The organism is Paenibacillus sp. EKM211P, assembly GCF_011066175.1.
GTDB classification, from domain to species: Bacteria; Bacillota; Bacilli; order Paenibacillales; family Paenibacillaceae; genus Paenibacillus; species Paenibacillus polymyxa.
In genome coordinates this window covers 1-17893 of record NZ_JAAMNS010000024.1, presented here as the reverse complement: position 1 = coordinate 17893, position 17893 = coordinate 1, and the positions used below count along the sequence as shown (strand labels likewise).

Below are 17893 nucleotides of genomic sequence, written 5' to 3'. Positions count from 1 at the left end.
TTGCCGGACGCCTCCCTTGCGGTTTGCGTTCAGGCGGCAAAAGGATTGATTCGTTCCCCTTGTTCAACACGTAATTCGATCCTCTTCTTTAACACTTTCTCTCAAAATCTTGAATATTCCATCAGATCTGCTTAAATAGGTTTAATAGCTTGTGCAGAAAACACGAATATGTATGCTAATGATGGACAGGAGGAATCGTTATGCAATTTGAAACAGATCGGCTCATCATTCGTGATATTTGCAGATCCGATTGGGGAAGTATACATACCTACACGTCATTGCCCCAAGTTACTAGGCACACAGCATGGGGACCCAATACAGAAGAAGATACAAAGGCATATATAGAACAAGTTCTAGTCTCACAGCAGGAAAAGCCACGACAAGACTACGAACTAGCTATATGTCTGAAAAACACTGGAATTCTGATCGGCGGTGTTGGTATTCATGTCAAAGATACTAATGCAGAAGTGGGTTATATTTTAAACCCAGATTATCAAGGAAAGGGTTATGCAACAGAAGCAGCACGAACCCTGCTAGGATTTGGATTTAGTACACTTGATGTCCATCGTATTTATGCAACATGTCGTCCAGAAAATAAAGCTTCTGAGAAGGTTATGCAACAGATCGGAATGCAACGTGAAGGTATAATGCGAGAACACTGGTACTACAAAGGCGAGTTTCATGATTCATATTTGTACTCTATTCTTGTTGAGGAATTCCTCTAAACGATACAATTTTGATTTTAGGAGGGAACTTACATGGAAGCTTTTGCAGAATATTTAGCGCATATTGATAACCCGCAACATCAAGCCCGAACGGAAGAGGTTTTAGCTTGGGTAATCAAGAAGTTTCCAAATTTAAGGCCAAAAATTGCGTGGAAACAGCCTATGTTTACGGATCACGGCACATTCATTATTGGCTTTAGCGTAGCCAAACATCATCTAGCCGTTGCCCCTGAAAAGGCAGGGATTCATCATTTTTCTGAGTTAATTGTGCAGGCTGGCTATAATCACACCAAGCAGTTGGTACGTATCCAGTGGGATAGTCCAGTTGATTTCGCATTACTTGAGAAAATGATCGAGTTTAATATTTTGGATAAGGCCGACTGTTCAACCTTTTGGCGGGAATAAAAAAAATAGGATGGGCCAATGCAACTAACTCATCTGCATATTCCCAAGTTGTCTTCAGTCACTCAATGTAATACTGATATTTCTCATGCTCCTCCATACAAGGAGGAGTCTTTGTACATACGACATTTTCACAAGCATCAATCTAAACGATGTATACTCTACCATTCCCCCACCCACATAGAAAGCTATCATTCTTCGAAATCTCATCATGCTAATGCCCCTTAAAGCGCACCTATGCTATAATATGGAAAGTATGGATAGCTACATATACAGGAGGATTGGAGCAGAATGATTGGGAAATTTTTGATTTTCTCTCTACTGTGGAGTTTGCTCGGTAACCCGTTTTTGGCAATGCTCGTACTCTTAATCTTGATCTATATATTGGATCGCAACTTTGTCGGTGTATTGCCCAGCATCAGCAAACCGTGGAAAAGAAGACGCAATGCAGCACGATTGCGTCAACAGATTGCGTTAAACACTAACAATGTGGCTGCCAAGTTTGATTTGGCTCGAATTTGGCTCGAAAGCAAGAAATACTCGCAGGCTTTGGAGCTACTATTGGAAATTCAATCCCGATATGAAGATTCAGCAGACTATTGGAACGCGCGGGGTACGGCTGAGGTACACACAACCCATCTGGAGGATGGAGAACAGCATTTACTCAAGGCACTGGACATTAACCCGCGAGTGCAATACGGTGAACCCTATTTGCATTTAGCCGCTGCTTTCAAGGAACGTGACGTAAATAAGTCACTACACTATCTACAGCAATTTCAGGAGATCCAATCTTCTTCTAGTGAGGGCTATTATCTGACAGGCCTAATGTACCGTATGCTGGGACGCAAGGATGAAGCCAGCGCTGCATTTAACCAATCCATTGCTGTCTATCGTTCTCTGCCCAAATACCGCAAACGAAGTGAGCGCAAGTGGGCTGCTCGTAGCTTATTCCGTAAATTAATCGGCTAAACCGCACACTGAAACGCAAAAAAAGAGGCTTATGATGGTCAGTTCCTACTGCCATCATGAACCTCTTTCTTTCATATACTTTGTCCGATCCGAAGCATCCGCTCACACTCATCGTAACGGCGCATAACCAAGTCGATTCAGTTCTTCCGCAATCACACGATAACCACGGCTGTTCGGATGTATCCGGTCCAGCGAAAGCAATGCCCGTTCATTGCCTTCGAACGCGGGATAAATGTTCGCTACCCGGTAATTGGGTCCACCCAATGTATAGAGAAACGAGTTGAATTGGCGTACATATACTCCCGCCTCTCTTATCCCTGGAAAAGGATTATATAATCCCACCATTCGGATGATAAATGGCTCACGCTGACCGGACTTTATTTGATACAGGGCATGTACAATTTGGCGTACATGTTCTTTGGTATGATTCAGTGCTTGTGGAATGGAAGAACCTGAAGAGCCTGGGCCTCCAGCAAGTGTACTGATATATGGACGTAGATCATTGCCGCCGATCGTCACCGTTATGAGTTCAGCCCGATTGATTGCTGACCGAAAAAGCGGATTGTTGCGAACCATAGACAGCAGCTCCTGCGATGTCAGTCCGTTGATTCCCAGATTCTCGTAACTGACTGGTGTACGGAGATATCTTTCTGCCATTTGCCGATAGACAGGTACAAAGCCGCCACCTAGCAACGTCCCTGCACCTGTCGTTAAAGAATCTCCAATCGCTGTGTAGTGATACGCCAATGAACCCCACCTCCCTCCGACATAACATATATTATGTAGAAAAAAAGGAAGCGGGACCCGGAGATTCGCTTATTCTTCGTCTATTTCATATACACAATGAAATTGCCCACCATCTGGCAAATCCTCTGATCCATATACAGCAAACCCCACGTTGCGGAAGAAATCTGCCCCCTCCGCATCTGTATCCACCATAAGTCGCTTCGGGCTACGCTCCTTAATAAGCGTAAGCAACATCCCTCTGCCGTAGCCTCTATGACGATTTTCAGGCAATACAGCCAGATGATGGAGCACAATCGTTCCATTCTCCCGCTCCTCAAAACCGACAACACCTACAATAAGTCCTTCATCTTCCACACCGAACAACTTCCATTCATCCGAGGCTTGATAAGCACGCAAAGCTGCCTCTCCGCGTTCAGGATGATCTAGCACGGCGTAGGTAAGCAGCTCCAGCACCTCCTCACGAGCTGAATCTGGTTTTATATTTTTAAACATCGTTAGTCGTCTCTCCTTACAATCTGAAATGAGATTACACTTTAATTTTCCACAATAAGCAACGGCCAGTTATCTAGCCACTGTTTTTCAAATACACGCTGACGAAAAGCCGTAGTGTGACGGAACAATGGGCTTTGACGTACCCGCATATCCAGCAGATCTTCCAGCCCATGCGGACAAATGACCTCCATTTGATCCTTGGCATTCAATCGAATGGCTACAGCAGTTGCCGTCTCTGGCCAGCGACTCATCGCATCCTCTATCGAGGAATACGGAGCCTCCCCATTGCGAATATGCATCCGAGCTTGATTTTTGACAGACCAGTTGCGTCCCGCCTGTTTACGATTCAAGGACTGCTCCAGAAATTCATCTCGTTCCTCTAGCGTATTTTTGGGGTCAAAATAAATAACATCGATATCGTTTAGTGGTGTAGCTGTTGTATAACCATGTAGCTTGTCCCACACACGGTTGCGTACATAGCCCGCGGCTATACAACCTTGCGGAAGCTTCAGCTCTCGCACATAGCGCAAGTCTTCCAAGACCTGTGGATCATTCATATATTGTATGATTCGTAGCACATCTTCTTCCGACTTCATCCTGTACTCAGCCCCCTTTTTTTATGATGACAGTTGCTGCACAGACTCTGCTCCTTGAGCCGCGAACCGGGCTGTACGCTGCGCCAAACGGCGGCGTGCGACCAGCAGGAAGGGAATACCGATCACAACCGACAGTGCAACCGGAACAAACACGGCAAGCGGTGCCGTTTGACCATAGACATCCAGCAACCAGCCACCAAATAAAGGAGCCAGTACACTACCCAAATTATTAAAGCCGATCGTACCGAAGTAGGTCCCTTTATATTGAGCATCAGCAATTTGATCAATCAGTACGTCCAGCATCGTGAACAATAATACTTCGCCTATTGTAAACAGCACCATATCCAGTATAAACATCCAGCCTGAGTTTAGCATACCGCACAGCAGCAAGCTGACCGCAATACATATATTCCCTGCTATTAAGGAATTCACTGGAGAAAAGCGGCTTGCCAGCCGCACCAGTGGATACTGAAAAGCCAATACGCAAACCGCGTTGACCGTTAGCATGTATGTAAACCACCGGGTACCTTCCTCGAAGGACAACGATAAAAATTGAGGCATTGTCGAATTGGAATGGGCATAGCCCATTACGCAGAATACAGTTCCCAACAGAATCGGCATAAATATGGGATCCCTGCTGGCTGTTCGGAACGCCTCGCCTATCCGCAGCGGAGCCTCTCCCGCTGTTGTGCCTACATGCAGATCCGATGCATACCGAGTAAACTGGATCAACAGCAGTACCCCGTACAGAGCATACACACCAGCGGCTACCATGAACGGCGTACCTGTAGATGCCGATCCCAACATCAAACCAAGCAGCGGTCCTGCCACCACACCAACATTAATCGCCGCATATCTCATGTTATAGACAAGCAATCTCTTCTCCTTGGGGGTTACATCGGATAATAGCGCCCGCGAAGTTGGCTCGAACAAGGATCTGCACAGTCCATTCAGAGCATTAATGACAAAAAAGGCCCAAGCCGCTTCTGCCAACGCAAAAGCGACAAATACAAGCGCCCAACTCGCAATGGATACCAGCATGACCTTACGTCGTCCGATCCGATCTGAAATATATCCACCGTAAAAGCTGGCAAAAATGCCAACCAGCGAGCTGACCGATACGATCACCCCCGTATGAAAGGGGGTGACCCCCAGACGGGTGGTCAGATAAATAGACAAAAATGGGATGCTCATAGAGGTCGCCATCCGACCAAAAATCGTACCCGCTATAATTGTCCAGGCCAGCGGGTGAATGGAACGCAGCTGTTCTTTCATATATATATTTTAGGTCCTCCTTCTAGGTACAAGTCTAACAAGGGGGAGACAGTCTCGACTGGTGAATATAACGTTCCAGTTCTAAACACGTTGTCTGATAGACAGACTGGAGCGCAGACAACTTCCCTTGTACATTCTCAAGTCGGTTCTCCCGTGCAAGCTGTTCAATATCAGACAGCAATTTGGACAAACGCCCGACACCCAGACTCACGCTGCCTGATTTCAACTCATGAGCAGCCTCTACTACTTTTGTGGCTTCGCCCGCAGCAACCAGTTCTTTTAACTTGTTGATTTTGGCAGGTGTATCACTGGTATACATTTCGACCAATGACTCAAGTAATCCCGTGCTACCATCCTCGTCCAGCAGCATGATCTCACGAATAACATCCTCATCCAAAATAGGCTCAGATTCCGGAATGGGTAGCCATTTGGCCAGCTTTTCTGAGAGATTTTCAATCGTCACTGGCTTCATCAAGTAATCGTTCACACCAATCACCCGCCCACGAGCCTGGTCTTCCTCGGACACATTTCCGGTCAAAGAAATGATCGGCACAGGCGGCTGTTGGTTTTCTGCTTCCCACTGGCGGATCGCTTTCGCCGCATCATGACCATTTAGCAAAGGCATATGATGATCCATTAGAATGCAGGCGTAGGATCGTTCGGAGGCCGCTCTTACTGCAGCTTGTCCATCCTCGACAAAGTCAATATGCTGAAATCCCAGGTGGTTAAGCTGTAATTGCACTACTTGACGATTCACCCGATTATCCTCTGCTACCAAAATAGCTTGAGAATGACTATGCTCACGAAGCAACTCGCTACGTACCGTCAATTCACCATTTTCATGTTCTTCTATTTCAACTGCCTGTCCTGATACCTTCCTGAAGGGAATTTCAAACCAGAACGTGGAGCCTTGGCCTTCTTCGCTAACGACCCCAATCTCTCCCTGCATAAGTTTCACAAATGAGCTGCATATCCACAGCCCCAGTCCCGTTCCTCCATATTGGGAGGCGCTGCCTTCACCAGCTTGCACATAAGGCTGAAACAGCTTGTCCTGATCCTCCGCTGAAATCCCGATGCCCGAATCCTGCACCTCAAAACGAACACGTTGGGAATCTTTAGTTTCCTCAACCAATTTTGTCCGAACAACAAGGTTCCCTTCGCTTGTAAATTTATTTGCATTGTTCAACAGATTAAGCAAGATCTGCATAATCCTTGCCGAATCTCCTTCGAGATGCTCTGCCACGGCTCGATCAGTCTCTATACTCAACTGGTTGCCCATCTGATAAATTTGCGGCTCCAACAACTGGGCAACATGGCTCATAATCGCCTGAACTCTGACATTTCCGATCTCTAACTCCATCTGTCCTGCTTCTACTTTGGATATATCGAGCAGATTATTAATCATGTTTAGTAGCAGAGAGGCCGACTCACGTATCACACCGATGGCCTGCCGCTGATCTGGAGATAGTTTGGATGAAGCTAACATTTCGATCATCCCCAAAATTCCGTTCATTGGCGTTCTAAATTCATGACTAACCACGGCGAGAAAAGTGCTCTTCAGGTCATTAGCCCTTATCGCTTCTTCCTTTGTCCGCTTTAATTCCGCATTGCTTTTGGCAAGCTGACGCTGCAGATTGACCAGTTCGTTGTTCATTGCTGAAAATTCATTCAGCAGCTTTTCTTCCTCAGCCTTGCTTTTCAGAACCTCATCCGTTAATTGTTCGACCGTTCTCCGCAGGACAGCCATTTCTGCTGTCGGTTCCTTCATATTAAAAGGCCCCCTTTACAAAATGACTTACGGGTTGCCAACACTAACATTATCTCTTGAGCGAAAGTATGTCCTCTGCTACCTCCAGCGCTTCCTCCGCACCTGGTGCATATCCATCGGCTCCCACTTCCTGCCATAAGTGTGAATCAAGATTAAAGGGCAATCCACCGACCATAATTTTCACATGACTTGTAGTTGTATTTTGGCGGATCACAGTAATCAGCTTTTTCACCAGATGGACATGGTAAGCCATGGTAGCTGAGATAGCCACCACATCTGCGTTGTAGCTCACAATGGCCTGAAGCAGACTCCGATCAGGTACATTGGCACCTAAATAGTACGTATCCCAGCCATCCATCTCGAAGATATCAGCCAGCATACGCAGACCTATTTCATGCTGCTCGCTGCCTACACATGCTGCTACGAGGCTGCGTCCCTTATTTCCAGCACCTATCCATCTGGGATACAGACTGGAAATAATAAACTGAGTCGCGGCAGTACAAAAATGTTCTTGACCAACCGTAATTTTGCCTTCATGCCACAGACGACCTATTTCATATTGCGAAATTTGAAAAATATATTTATAAGTATGTTGAATAGACATACCTTCATCTAGCAAATGGATGATCCAATCCAAAGCCTGTCTGCGATTACCAAACAGTAAATATTCCAAATATTGAGCCACATCGGCAGCATAGGGATTATCATCTGTAATAAAAGAGGCGTACTCCTCTTTCTTCCCAATTTGCTGTATCCCCAATTCCAAATGCTCCAGCACCACCGTTTTTTCCCTGTGATGAAAGTGCTCTACCAATGTCTCCCGAATTAATTGAAAATTGATGATCAAATCTTCTTGGGTTATGCCGAAACCTTCTAAAAGTCTCTTTAACCAGGAAACATAATACGTAAATAAAATAGGACTGCTCACGATTACACTTTCAGCTAAATAGTTCAAACTATATAAAGAGTCCTGTTTTGTCTTTATTTTACCGTTGTCCCCAAAGCGCTCCAAAAGATCTGGCTGTAATTCGTATTGTTTGTGGGTAACTAGCTCAGCCAAATCTCCTGCTTGCATCAATAGCGACTCACCTGCGGTATATTGCTGTATACTCATGTACAGCTCCTTCCCCGACAAGGTATTTGTATATGAAACAGGTTCTAGGGATGACCTCAGATCGAGACTATTAGACAATTATACCTGATTTGCGTCCCCACTGCCCAAAATTAGACAAAAAAATAAAATACCGAAAAGTCGGTATTTTATCTTAAAGCTGATTTAACCAGAAAATGCAACACTTATGATCCGTTACTCTTCTGTCCCTCAGCTGTTAGTCCAAGCTTTTTTAGCAGATGAATAGCCTGCTCCTTCTCTTCCACGGATAAGCCATCCACAGTCTCCATAATAACACGATGATGCTGCGGGAATATTTGCTCAAAAAAATGACGTCCATCATCAGTTAATTCTGCATAAATTACACGCCGATCATCTTGTGACGCACGGCGGGTAAGCAGGTTTTTTTTCTGGAGTTTATCCACCACATACGTAATATTCCCGCTGGAGATCAGTACCTTTTCTCCAATCTTCTGCAAAGGCTGCGGTCCGCGATAATACAAAAGGTCAAGCACACCAAATTCAGTTGTATTTAATCCATGACTATGAATGTCCCGATTCGTGCGAGACGTGACCGAATTATAGGCACGAGCCAGAACAACGAACAAATTAAGCGCTAAGTCCTGATCATCTGGTTTTACAGACATATTAACAGCCTCCGTTACTCATATCTTTATTCCAAGATATCTTAATTGCGTACTTTTGTCAAGTTTAAGCGCTTCCCTTCCTGCTTTTACAGTCTGTATTGAAGGAATTACCATCTATTATGCGAAAGTTGCCGTTCATTATGTAAAAAAGCCTGCCCTCGACCAGTCATTAAATACTGATATCGAGAGCAGGGCGATTATGATTCAATTCTTAATTTCTTACGTAAAAATACGTAGGCAACACGTCCGCATAATACTCCCAGTACATTCAGTATGATGTCATCCACATCCATCGTACCTGCGCCCAGCAGCATTTGGGTTACTTCGAGAATGACCAATGCGGCCACCACCACTAACAGCAGCCTGCCTACCCTTCGCATAGATACCCAAATGATCGGCAAAAGAATACCGAAGGGAATGAACACACCAATATTCCCAAGCAAATTAACACCCCATACCCGAAAAGGGGAAGAATGCATGGCCCGCCAGTATCGCCCGATCGTATCCAAGGGAACAACATTATATGAATACGGAGGTCCTGGACGCAGCGTGCGACCAAAACCGAGAAACATCCAATATAATAGAAGCCCTGTATATAATATCAATAACACGAATGCTACATTATAAAACAGACGGTTACCAGACATTATTTATTCCGTACGTCAATTTGTCCATTAGCTCGTGCGATAATAACTTGATCCGCCATGTTAATGAACAGTCCATTATCGACTACACCCGGAATCTGATTCAAGCGAATTTCCAGTTCCTGCGGGTTCTCGATTGTACCATAGCGGCAATCGGCAATATAATTTCCGTTATCCGTAAGGAAGCGCTCGCCGTCTTTCATACGCCATTCCGCTTTACAGCCTGTCTGCCGCAGAGCCTCTAACGTCCATTCACTGGCAAAAGGCACCACCTCGACCGGCAAAGGGAATGCGCCCAGTACCTTCACATCCTTGGACTCATCCACAATAATGATTAATCGATCGGTATTGCTTTCCACAATTTTCTCTCTCAGCAGAGCACCGCCTCCACCTTTTACCAATACCAGTTGCTCATTCACCTCATCTGCACCGTCAATGGTAACGTCAAGCCTCCCAATCTGATCAAACGGAATGATGGGAATTCCCAGCTCCCTGGCCTGATCCTCCGAGGCTTGGGATGTAGCTACAGCCTGTATATGTAATCCTTGTGCCACACGCTCTCCGATTTTTTGAATAGCCCAATAGGCTGTCGAGCCTGTACCAAGTCCTACTTTCATACCTTCCTGAATCGCCTCAACTGCTTTTTCGGCCGCTTTTTGCTTCAAATTCATTATCATCTCTCCCGCTATATAGGCTAGTGTTGATCAACATCTATTTTATATGAGAACGCTTTATAAAGACAGAGACAGCTTTTTACCATAACAAAGACTATTTTCATCGTGTTCATACTCCCCAAATCGTTCAATAGGTTCGTATCCCTGCTTGGTATAGAAGGCAATTGCTTCAGGTTGAGCTGCTCCAGTCTCTAGATTAATCCTTACTACTCCCCGCTTTCTGGCTTCCTCTTCCAGAAAAGATAATAGGCTAACTGCAATTCCTTGTCTGCGATAAGAGGAATCAACATAAAATCTTTTAAGCTCCATCTCTTCCGCATCTATAGGCCTAAGCCCTCCGCAAGCAACTGGTTTTTCATCCATATACACAACAGCGAAAATCATATTTTTAACTTTCGGGTTGGAAAAATCAACCAAGTAAATTTGATCGGCAGGATACCTCTCCAACAAGTCTTCATCCAGCCTGCGAATCAAATGATGCAGATCCGCATGATCGCTCTCAACCTTTAAAATCGTAAACCTCGACACTTTTCTCATCCCTCTTCTCTATACATAGATACATGGACTCATTTCGCGAACAAATCACGAAAACCGCGATAAATCAAGCATTCGCGGCTTCAAATATGAAAAATGTCCCAAATTGATAAGTGCATTTGACTCTATTATAAAGTATGATGGTTTCTGTTGAATAGTTGCTTATGGACTGAAATGAACTCGAATTTCAAGCAGGAGTATAAATTGGAAAATACTGAAATACACACAACCTTTACCTATTAAAAATTAATTTTTTATTGCGTTAGGTATTCATTTCATGAGCTTTTTGTACGACATATATATAGGGATATCATACTTGTCTGAAAAAGACTTAAGACCTATTTCTAAAAAATCAAGGGTCAATTATCTCTATTTATTGTGTTTGTAAGGGGGACTTGATTATCTCATTCGATAAGCGGTTCAACACCATATACAAAAATACTACCAGGGAGTGGAACATTTTGAAAAAGTGGAGTAGCTTATCATTCTTCACCAAAAACTTATTATTATCCTTCTTCAATATCGTATTGATCGGGCTAGTCCTTATTGTGTCTAGCTATTTGATCCAACGTACGATTTTGATTGACCAATTGCATGGGCAAGTGGAAAAAATCACATTGAAGTGGGCGCAGGGCATTAATTCCGATGAAGTATCCCAAGCGGTTCAAGAAAAAAATTATGATGGACCCATTCAAACTAAACTTCGTACCTATCTAGATAACATCATGGCAACGAACCCGAATATCTCTCACGCCTATATTTTCGGAACAGAGCTGGAAAATGGCAATCAGACATCCATTGTCGCCATGCCAACAGATCTGAGAGAATCATTTGAGAAAGATAAAATGGGTGTCGGCGCTATGTACGAGCAACCCAATGTCGTAGCTGTAGGCGTAACTAGCATGCTGGACTCCGGCAAACCTACATTCACCAGTTTTTACGATGACTCTTTTGGTACATGGACGACTTTGATGACGCCGATTAAAGATCCTAGTGGCAAAATCTTTGCCTATTTTGCTGTCGATGCTGATGCCGGTGCTGTACCTGCCGGATTGACCAAGCTGCTCATTAGCGGCGCCACCATTTTGGTGATATTCCTACTGATCTGCCTGGCGCTTCAATATTGGGTAGTAAAACGCACACTATCTCCGATTAAGCAACTGATGTACGGTATCAGTGAAGTAAGCAGAGGAAATCTGGATGTTCAAATTCATGCTGGCCAAGATGACTTGGGGCTCGTGAATCAGAACTTCAACGATATGGTAAGCCATATTAACAGCATTATGACCAAAGTGAAGCAGACTACTGATGAAGTCAATGAATCTGCGAAGGAATTACTCGCAATCTGTGAGCAAAACGGAATCAATTCCAACATCATCAACCAAAATATCAATGAAATTACGGATAATATCCGTTCACAGGAAAAAGCGACAGGCGATAGTGCACGAGCTATGGCTGAAATGGCATCAGTCATTCAAAATATTGCTACAAGTTCTTCCAATGTGGCGGAAGAAGCCAATTCGGTAGAGAAGCGTTCGAATGAAGGTAACGAGATTGTAGATAAGGTATCATCCCAAATGCATTTGATTACCGATTCAGTAACGAATACTTCCCGTATCATCAAGTTGCTGGACAGCCGTTCACAGGAAATTGGCAATATCATTAGCACCATTTCAGGAATTTCTAGCCAAACGAACCTGCTCGCCCTGAACGCTTCTATTGAAGCTGCGCGTGTCGGTGAAGAAGGTAAAGGCTTTGCCGTTGTGGCCAATGAAGTACGTAAGCTGGCAGAACAATCTGCGGAGGCAACTAAACAAATTACGTCTCTGATTGAAGAAATTCAAAGTGAAATCGGACAAGCTGTGAATTCGATGGAGCAAGGGAACGTTGAAGTTCAAAACGGTATCGTCGTTGCTGGACAAGCAGGCGAGTTGTTCAATGATATTCTTCAAGCAACTAAAAATCTAGCATGGCAAATCCAAGAAGTATCCAGTGCTACTGAGCAAATATCTGCGGGGACACAGGAAATGACCGCGACAGCAGACGATCTTTCCTCCACCGTAACCAAAACAGCCAATAACAGTGTTCACATTATGCAAACGGTAGAGGAACAAAAAGCCTCTTTGGATTCTATCATTGAGTCATCCCATAAGTTGACGTCCATGTCTGAAGAGCTTCAAGAAATTACATCTTATTTCAAAATTGCAGACACAAACCGTACCAAATCATAATATCCATTTATCGATTTCAATGCATATTTCATAAGTAAGTCGTTCGGTGATGCCTCCCTCCTGTTCATCCATTTGAAGGGATCGGAGGCATTTATTAGCTTCATCACTTATATTGAAACATCAAACATTCAGGAGGTTAGCGTAATGGCTTCATTACTACAAAACAGCACACAGACAGCTCCATCCCCATTCCTAGTTCCCTTGGATTTTGCACGTATACAGCGCAAGTATACATCCTCTACTTATCAAGTAGAGTTAGAAACATCCATCTCGGAACAACTGAATCAACAAAACACTGCGGAAGACAAACAAGCAGTGCTCTTATCAGCGTATACTGCATGGTTATATCGTCTATCCGCAGAGGAAGAAGTTTCTTTCTCTACTTTTGTGCCTCAATCCGGTCTGCTTACAGCATCGTTGACAGTTGAAAAGGAAACGACTTTTCATGAACTGGCAAGCTTATTTCAGGAGATGCTCCGTGAGCCTAATGCATTCCTGGCAGAACCGCAAGCTGATACTTCATTTTCAACAACACTTCCTACAGACAGCGGTGTAGAATCCCGTATTATGGACTGGGCTGTTCGTGATAACAATGGCACTTATCAATTACAGATTCGGTATGATCAATCACTCTTGCTGGAAACAACGGTGATTCGCTACGCAGAATACTTTGCAACCCTTCTGCGAGGCGCGCTCAACAACAGCCATGCACTTGTAAATTCCATTGACATATTATCGGACGCAGATCGAGCTGCTCACGAAGCTTTAAATGATACCGTCGTAAAATATCCTGAGCATCAGACGATTCACGGAATGTTTGAAGAAGCGGCTTCCCAGTACCCTGATCGTCCAGCTATTGCTTCCCATACTGGGGAGTATACGTACCGTGAATTGAACGAGCGTGCTAACCAAGTCGCACGTGTTTTGTTATCCAAAGGTCTCACCAAAGGTGAATTCGTGACCATCTTCATGGAACGAAGCTTGGAGACCGTTATTTCCCTGCTCGGCATCCTAAAAGCCGGAGGCGTGTACGTTCCTGTTGATCCCGCTCACCCTGCTGACCGGAGTAGCTACATTGTCGAGGACACGCGTTCTCCATTTGTCTTAACAACTTCCGCACTCACCCAACAAGCGGCTGAACTATGCGGGTCCATTGAAACCGTAAAAGAAATATTAGCTATTGACGGACCACTGGCAGGTTATGCAGCAAGCAATCCAAACATTGAAGTAAGTCCAGATGATCTAGCTTATGTCATCTACACCTCCGGTTCTACAGGCAAACCAAAAGGTGCCCTGATCGCTCACCGCGGTGTCGTTAACCTAGGAGCTGTCGTACAACGCGATTGTGACATTACGCCTCAGGATGTATTGACCCAATTCGCCACCTATAGCTTCGATGCTTCTGTATGGGATACGATTGGAGCCTTGTTTTACGGTGCAAAATTGTACTTGCTGTCTTCCGAAGAGCGCGTATCTGTGGAAGAATTCGCTGAAGCCATCGAACGTACGGGCACGACGATTATTACCATTTTGCCAACTGTATTCTTTAATCAGCTATCGACGTACTTGTCAGACGAAGGTTATCGCAAGCTCGCAAATGTTCGGATTGTTACCGTGGCAGGCGAAGCGCTGTATGGCTCACAAGTTCGGGCGTTCCAAAGCAAATTCGGTACAGACACAGACATCGTCAACGTATACGGACCAACCGAATGCACCGTAGCGACGACGACCCATCGGGTCCGCGGTGCCGTCCCTGAACATGTCGTTAATATCCCGATCGGCAAGCCGATTTACAATTACAAAGTGTACATCGTTAACGACGATAACAAGCTTTGCCCAGTCAATATTCCGGGTGAAGTATGTATTGCTACGCCTGCGTTGGCCCACGGCTATCTCCATCAGCCGGAGCGTACAGCCCAATCGTTCGTGGACAATCCTTTTGTCCCAGGTGAAAAAATGTACCGTTCAGGTGATATTGCCAAGCTGCTGCCAGACGGTACGATTGAATACGTAAGCCGGAAGGACTCGCAGCTCAAAATTCGGGGGAACCGGATTGAAATAGGAGAAATTGAAGACCATTTCTCCAAACATCCAGGTGTTCAGGACGTAGCTGTTGTCGCCGTCAAGGATCACACAGATCAGAACATGTTAGTGGGCTATTTCACCACTTCGGACGGACAGTCCATTCCACAGGACGTTATACAGTCTTATATTGGAGGCAAGCTGCCTTCCTATTTTGTACCAACCCATGTCATTCACCTGGAAGCTATGCCTATTTCACCAACTGGCAAGATCGATCGTAAAAAGTTGGCTCTGCGCCCACTTCCTGAAGTGTCTGATCTTACGTCCGGCGGAGAACCTCTCCGTGAAGGAACTGAAACACTCATTGCCGAAGCATGGACACAAGTGCTTGGTAAACATAACATTGGCGCGACTGATGATTTCTTCCTGATCGGAGGCGATTCGCTTCGTGTCATTCATGTGCTGGCTATTTTGAAGCCGCGTTATGGCGCGCTGCGTATTGGAGACTTCTTCCGCTACAAAACTGTTCGTGAGCTTGCTGAATACGTGGAGCAATTAGGTACAGAACAAGCGCCGCAGCGCAAGTCACTCGCGATTTCTCGGGAAAAAACAGATTTGAATGAACATCCTATTGAGTTGCCTGGCGCTTCAGATTTAGCTGAAATCCGCGACTTGCGCGTGATTTTGTTAACCGGAGCCACAGGATATCTGGGTTCACACATTCTGTATGACCTGCTCCACCAGACAGAAGCCAAAGTATACGCAATGGTACGCCCTTCTCAGGACGGTCCATCTGGCTTTGAGCGTATTCAATCCGTATTGACAGGATATTTTGGTCAAGATATCTCCAGCTTGATGGAAGGACGGGTCAAGGCTGTCTATGGCGATTTAGAGCAAGCGGATCTGGGTCTCTCTTCTGTCGATCGCCATATGCTAGAGCACCACATCGACGGTATCATTCACAGCGCCGCTGACGTTCGCCATTTTGGTGATTCGGCAACCTTCGATCGCACGAATGTGACCGGAACACTGGAACTGCTAAAAATCGCTCAAGCTAAGCCAGGAGTCTCCTTCCATCATGTTTCCACCATGGGAATACCTGAGGATCTTGCAAACGAAGGAAAATGGGAATCGACATTAGAGTTCTCTGCCTTCCCAGATGAACTGAACGTGGACAACCTGTACACGAACAGTAAACTTGCGGCAGAGAAGTTATTGTTCCAAGCAGCTCAAGCAGGTACACCTGTCTCGATCTACCGTGCGGGTAATTTGACAGCCCATTCGGCCAACGGACGCTTCCAACGTAATATCGATAGCAATGCTTATTATCGTATGATGAAGGCGATGCTGCTGCTGGGCAAAGCTCCACAAGCCGATTGGCATACAGACTTTACACCAATTGATTACGCCAGCCGTGCTATCGTAGAACTGTCCGTCAAACAAAAAAGTGCGAACCGCATTTTCCATATCTGTAATCCGAACCCACTGCCATATGATGAACTGATCGCTATGGTAAACCAGCTTGGTTACGCAGTAGAAACGCTGCCTTTTGACGATTACAGCGCTTGGCTGCTGAATCCGTCTTCTGGCATTCAGGAAGATGCACTTCACCTTGCTATGGGACAACTCGAAGGTGATGGTGCCAAGGATTCAGCTTACCGTTACGGCTGCTCTGTAACCACAGCTCTGCTGGAACAAGCTGGCGTACAGTGTCCGGTAACCAACCTGGAGTTTATTCGCAATATGATCCAGCATGCGGTCGAGATCGGTTACTTCCCGGCCTCATCTTCGGTATCTGTACAAGCAACACAGAGGTAACAAAGTTGTGATATTTCCCCCGCGTGTTTTCGGTATGATAGACTAGATTTTGCTAGTTTCATATTTAGTATAAACCTCTATACTTTCAGAATTTTTTGCATGCGGGGGATGTCATTCAATGAAACACACTTTTTTAAAAAGAACATTGCTCATCATAAGCTTGGTAGCTATTCTCGGGATTTTGGTGCATGAAGCACGTAACATTTATCACACACCTGTAGTCAAAGGAACTCATCGTACACGCACTGCTAATGCAGATCGACTGGTACGCCATTTATTTTCACTGACGCCTACGCCAGATAAGGTATATTACCAAAACAAAGTAATTGTCCTGATGTATCATGAAGTAACCAAGACTCCACCTGATCCCGGTGCTCTCAAGCTTAGTAATTTAACGAAACAATTGGACGAAATGAAAGCAAATGGCTTCCATTGGATCACCATGAAAGAGTATACGGATTTTATTTTACATAAAGGCAAGGTTCCCGCTAATGCGGTCCTTATGACATTTGACGATGGATATGAATCCTTTTATACGGATACTTTTCCCGTGTTGAAGAAGTATCATGTTCCGGCTACCAATTTTCTCATTACATCCACAATCAGCAATCCTAAACATATTGGTATACCCAAGCTGACATGGGATCAAATTCATCAGATGCATGCAGAGGGCATTGATTTTTACAATCATACCAATGACCAGCATGCTTACGGATACTCCAACACAAAGCGCACCAAACAAAAACCACTTCTGATGGGTCCGGTGTATTCGAAAAAGCTGGGGCGAATGGAAACCGAGGACGAGTTCAAACAGCGGGTTTATACCGATTTGGACATGGCTGACAAGAAGCTGTTTAAACATCTACACAATGATCAGAATGTGCTGGCCTTCCCTTATGGTGGGTATACCAAGGAGACGTTGGAAATTTGCCGCTCCTTGGGAATTGACGTTACGTTTACGGTGAAACGAGGAATTAACTCACCAGGGCAAACGAACGGCTATCGCGTCAATGCAGGAGGAATACACAATATTCCCGAAGTATTGGTGCAATATATGAAAGAAGGGGCTCCACTTCGCCCACTTCCTTTTGCTCAAGGTCCCAACAAAGTATCCTGAACACCATAGTATATTTAAGATAAAAAGAACCTTTACAACCACTGGGGACTGACCCCCATTTGTGAGACAGGGATCAAAACACCTTTCAAGTTTAAGCAACCAGTCGCCTGTAATCTACTGG

The 17893-nt window shown here is 45.0% G+C and carries 16 protein-coding genes; 6 read left to right on the top strand and 10 right to left on the bottom strand.

The window, feature by feature from the left end; translation table 11 throughout:
• Positions 1-200 precede the first annotated feature (200 nt).
• The 3 genes from G9G57_RS23980 to G9G57_RS23970 all read left to right on the top strand — a co-directional run bounded on the left by G9G57_RS23980 (position 201) and on the right by G9G57_RS23970 (position 2096).
• Entirely contained in the window at positions 201-725 is a 525-nt protein-coding gene (locus G9G57_RS23980) for a GNAT family N-acetyltransferase (protein ID WP_017425766.1), read from the top strand.
• 33 nt (positions 726-758) lie between these two features.
• Entirely contained in the window at positions 759-1130 is a 372-nt protein-coding gene (locus tag G9G57_RS23975; RefSeq protein ID WP_016819247.1) for an iron chaperone, read from the top strand.
• Positions 1131-1418: 288 nt separating this feature from the next.
• A complete protein-coding gene (locus G9G57_RS23970; protein WP_017425767.1) occupies positions 1419-2096 on the top strand; it encodes a tetratricopeptide repeat protein in 678 nt (225 codons plus the stop codon).
• Positions 2097-2204: 108 nt separating this feature from the next.
• On the opposite strand, the gene G9G57_RS23965 is transcribed toward G9G57_RS23970, so the two are convergent.
• The 10 genes from G9G57_RS23965 to G9G57_RS23920 form a co-directional block, all read right to left on the bottom strand.
• Positions 2205-2843 (bottom strand): GDSL-type esterase/lipase family protein, encoded by a 639-nt coding sequence (locus G9G57_RS23965; RefSeq protein WP_045243873.1) that lies wholly within the window; start codon positions 2841-2843, stop codon positions 2205-2207.
• 69 nt (positions 2844-2912) lie between these two features.
• The gene (locus tag G9G57_RS23960) at positions 2913-3335 is read right to left on the bottom strand and encodes a GNAT family N-acetyltransferase (protein ID WP_045243874.1); all 423 of its coding nucleotides are present in this window, start codon (positions 3333-3335) and stop codon (positions 2913-2915) included.
• 41 nt (positions 3336-3376) lie between these two features.
• The gene (locus G9G57_RS23955) at positions 3377-3931 is read right to left on the bottom strand and encodes a nucleotidyltransferase family protein (protein WP_016819242.1); all 555 of its coding nucleotides are present in this window, start codon (positions 3929-3931) and stop codon (positions 3377-3379) included.
• Between the two features lie 21 nt (positions 3932-3952).
• Complete coding sequence (locus G9G57_RS23950; protein WP_017425771.1) at positions 3953-5206, bottom strand: MDR family MFS transporter; 1254 nt, start codon at positions 5204-5206, stop codon at positions 3953-3955.
• 34 nt (positions 5207-5240) lie between these two features.
• Positions 5241-6974, bottom strand: coding sequence for an ATP-binding protein (locus G9G57_RS23945; RefSeq protein ID WP_017425772.1), 1734 nt, complete (start codon positions 6972-6974; stop codon positions 5241-5243).
• Positions 6975-7023: 49 nt separating this feature from the next.
• Positions 7024-8088, bottom strand: coding sequence for a cobalamin B12-binding domain-containing protein (locus G9G57_RS23940; protein ID WP_017425773.1), 1065 nt, complete (start codon positions 8086-8088; stop codon positions 7024-7026).
• Between the two features lie 182 nt (positions 8089-8270).
• Positions 8271-8732 carry a MarR family winged helix-turn-helix transcriptional regulator gene (locus G9G57_RS23935; protein ID WP_013309820.1) on the bottom strand — a complete coding sequence of 154 codons (462 nt, stop codon included), beginning with the start codon at positions 8730-8732 and terminating at the stop codon, positions 8271-8273.
• A gap of 197 nt (positions 8733-8929) precedes the next feature.
• Complete coding sequence (locus tag G9G57_RS23930) at positions 8930-9379, bottom strand: VanZ family protein (protein ID WP_017425774.1); 450 nt, start codon at positions 9377-9379, stop codon at positions 8930-8932.
• Positions 9379-10047 (bottom strand): ribose-5-phosphate isomerase RpiA, encoded by a 669-nt coding sequence (gene rpiA, locus G9G57_RS23925; RefSeq protein ID WP_016819237.1) that lies wholly within the window; start codon positions 10045-10047, stop codon positions 9379-9381. The genes G9G57_RS23930 and rpiA overlap by 1 nt, the downstream gene beginning before the upstream one ends.
• Positions 10048-10107: 60 nt before the next feature.
• On the bottom strand, positions 10108-10578 hold the full coding sequence (locus G9G57_RS23920) for a GNAT family N-acetyltransferase (RefSeq protein WP_017425775.1): 471 nt from the start codon (positions 10576-10578) through the stop codon (positions 10108-10110).
• A 467-nt stretch (positions 10579-11045) separates the two neighbouring features.
• Here G9G57_RS23920 and G9G57_RS23915 point away from each other — a divergent pair, with 467 nt between their 5' ends.
• The 3 genes from G9G57_RS23915 to G9G57_RS23905 all read left to right on the top strand — a co-directional run bounded on the left by G9G57_RS23915 (position 11046) and on the right by G9G57_RS23905 (position 17772).
• A complete protein-coding gene (locus G9G57_RS23915; RefSeq protein ID WP_016819213.1) occupies positions 11046-12815 on the top strand; it encodes a methyl-accepting chemotaxis protein in 1770 nt (589 codons plus the stop codon).
• 144 nt (positions 12816-12959) lie between these two features.
• Positions 12960-16655 carry a non-ribosomal peptide synthetase family protein gene (locus tag G9G57_RS23910; protein ID WP_017425776.1) on the top strand — a complete coding sequence of 1232 codons (3696 nt, stop codon included), beginning with the start codon at positions 12960-12962 and terminating at the stop codon, positions 16653-16655.
• 118 nt (positions 16656-16773) lie between these two features.
• Positions 16774-17772 (top strand): polysaccharide deacetylase family protein, encoded by a 999-nt coding sequence (locus G9G57_RS23905; protein ID WP_017425777.1) that lies wholly within the window; start codon positions 16774-16776, stop codon positions 17770-17772.
• Positions 17773-17893 lie beyond the last annotated feature (121 nt).

What these genes read in the sequence shown, in the direction of transcription:
- G9G57_RS23980 (WP_017425766.1), top strand. Translation starts at nt 201, where the DNA reads ATGCAATTTGAAACAGATCGGCTCATCATTCGTGATATTTGCAGATCC.
- G9G57_RS23975 (WP_016819247.1), top strand. Translation starts at nt 759, where the DNA reads ATGGAAGCTTTTGCAGAATATTTAGCGCATATTGATAACCCGCAACAT.
- G9G57_RS23970 (WP_017425767.1), top strand. Translation starts at nt 1,419, where the DNA reads ATGATTGGGAAATTTTTGATTTTCTCTCTACTGTGGAGTTTGCTCGGT.
- G9G57_RS23960 (WP_045243874.1), bottom strand. Translation starts at nt 3,335, where the DNA reads ATGTTTAAAAATATAAAACCAGATTCAGCTCGTGAGGAGGTGCTGGAG.
- G9G57_RS23955 (WP_016819242.1), bottom strand. Translation starts at nt 3,931, where the DNA reads ATGAAGTCGGAAGAAGATGTGCTACGAATCATACAATATATGAATGAT.
- G9G57_RS23950 (WP_017425771.1), bottom strand. Translation starts at nt 5,206, where the DNA reads ATGAAAGAACAGCTGCGTTCCATTCACCCGCTGGCCTGGACAATTATA.
- G9G57_RS23945 (WP_017425772.1), bottom strand. Translation starts at nt 6,974, where the DNA reads ATGAAGGAACCGACAGCAGAAATGGCTGTCCTGCGGAGAACGGTCGAA.
- G9G57_RS23940 (WP_017425773.1), bottom strand. Translation starts at nt 8,088, where the DNA reads ATGAGTATACAGCAATATACCGCAGGTGAGTCGCTATTGATGCAAGCA.
- G9G57_RS23935 (WP_013309820.1), bottom strand. Translation starts at nt 8,732, where the DNA reads ATGTCTGTAAAACCAGATGATCAGGACTTAGCGCTTAATTTGTTCGTT.
- G9G57_RS23930 (WP_017425774.1), bottom strand. Translation starts at nt 9,379, where the DNA reads ATGTCTGGTAACCGTCTGTTTTATAATGTAGCATTCGTGTTATTGATA.
- rpiA (WP_016819237.1), bottom strand. Translation starts at nt 10,047, where the DNA reads ATGAATTTGAAGCAAAAAGCGGCCGAAAAAGCAGTTGAGGCGATTCAG.
- G9G57_RS23910 (WP_017425776.1), top strand. Translation starts at nt 12,960, where the DNA reads ATGGCTTCATTACTACAAAACAGCACACAGACAGCTCCATCCCCATTC.
- G9G57_RS23905 (WP_017425777.1), top strand. Translation starts at nt 16,774, where the DNA reads ATGAAACACACTTTTTTAAAAAGAACATTGCTCATCATAAGCTTGGTA.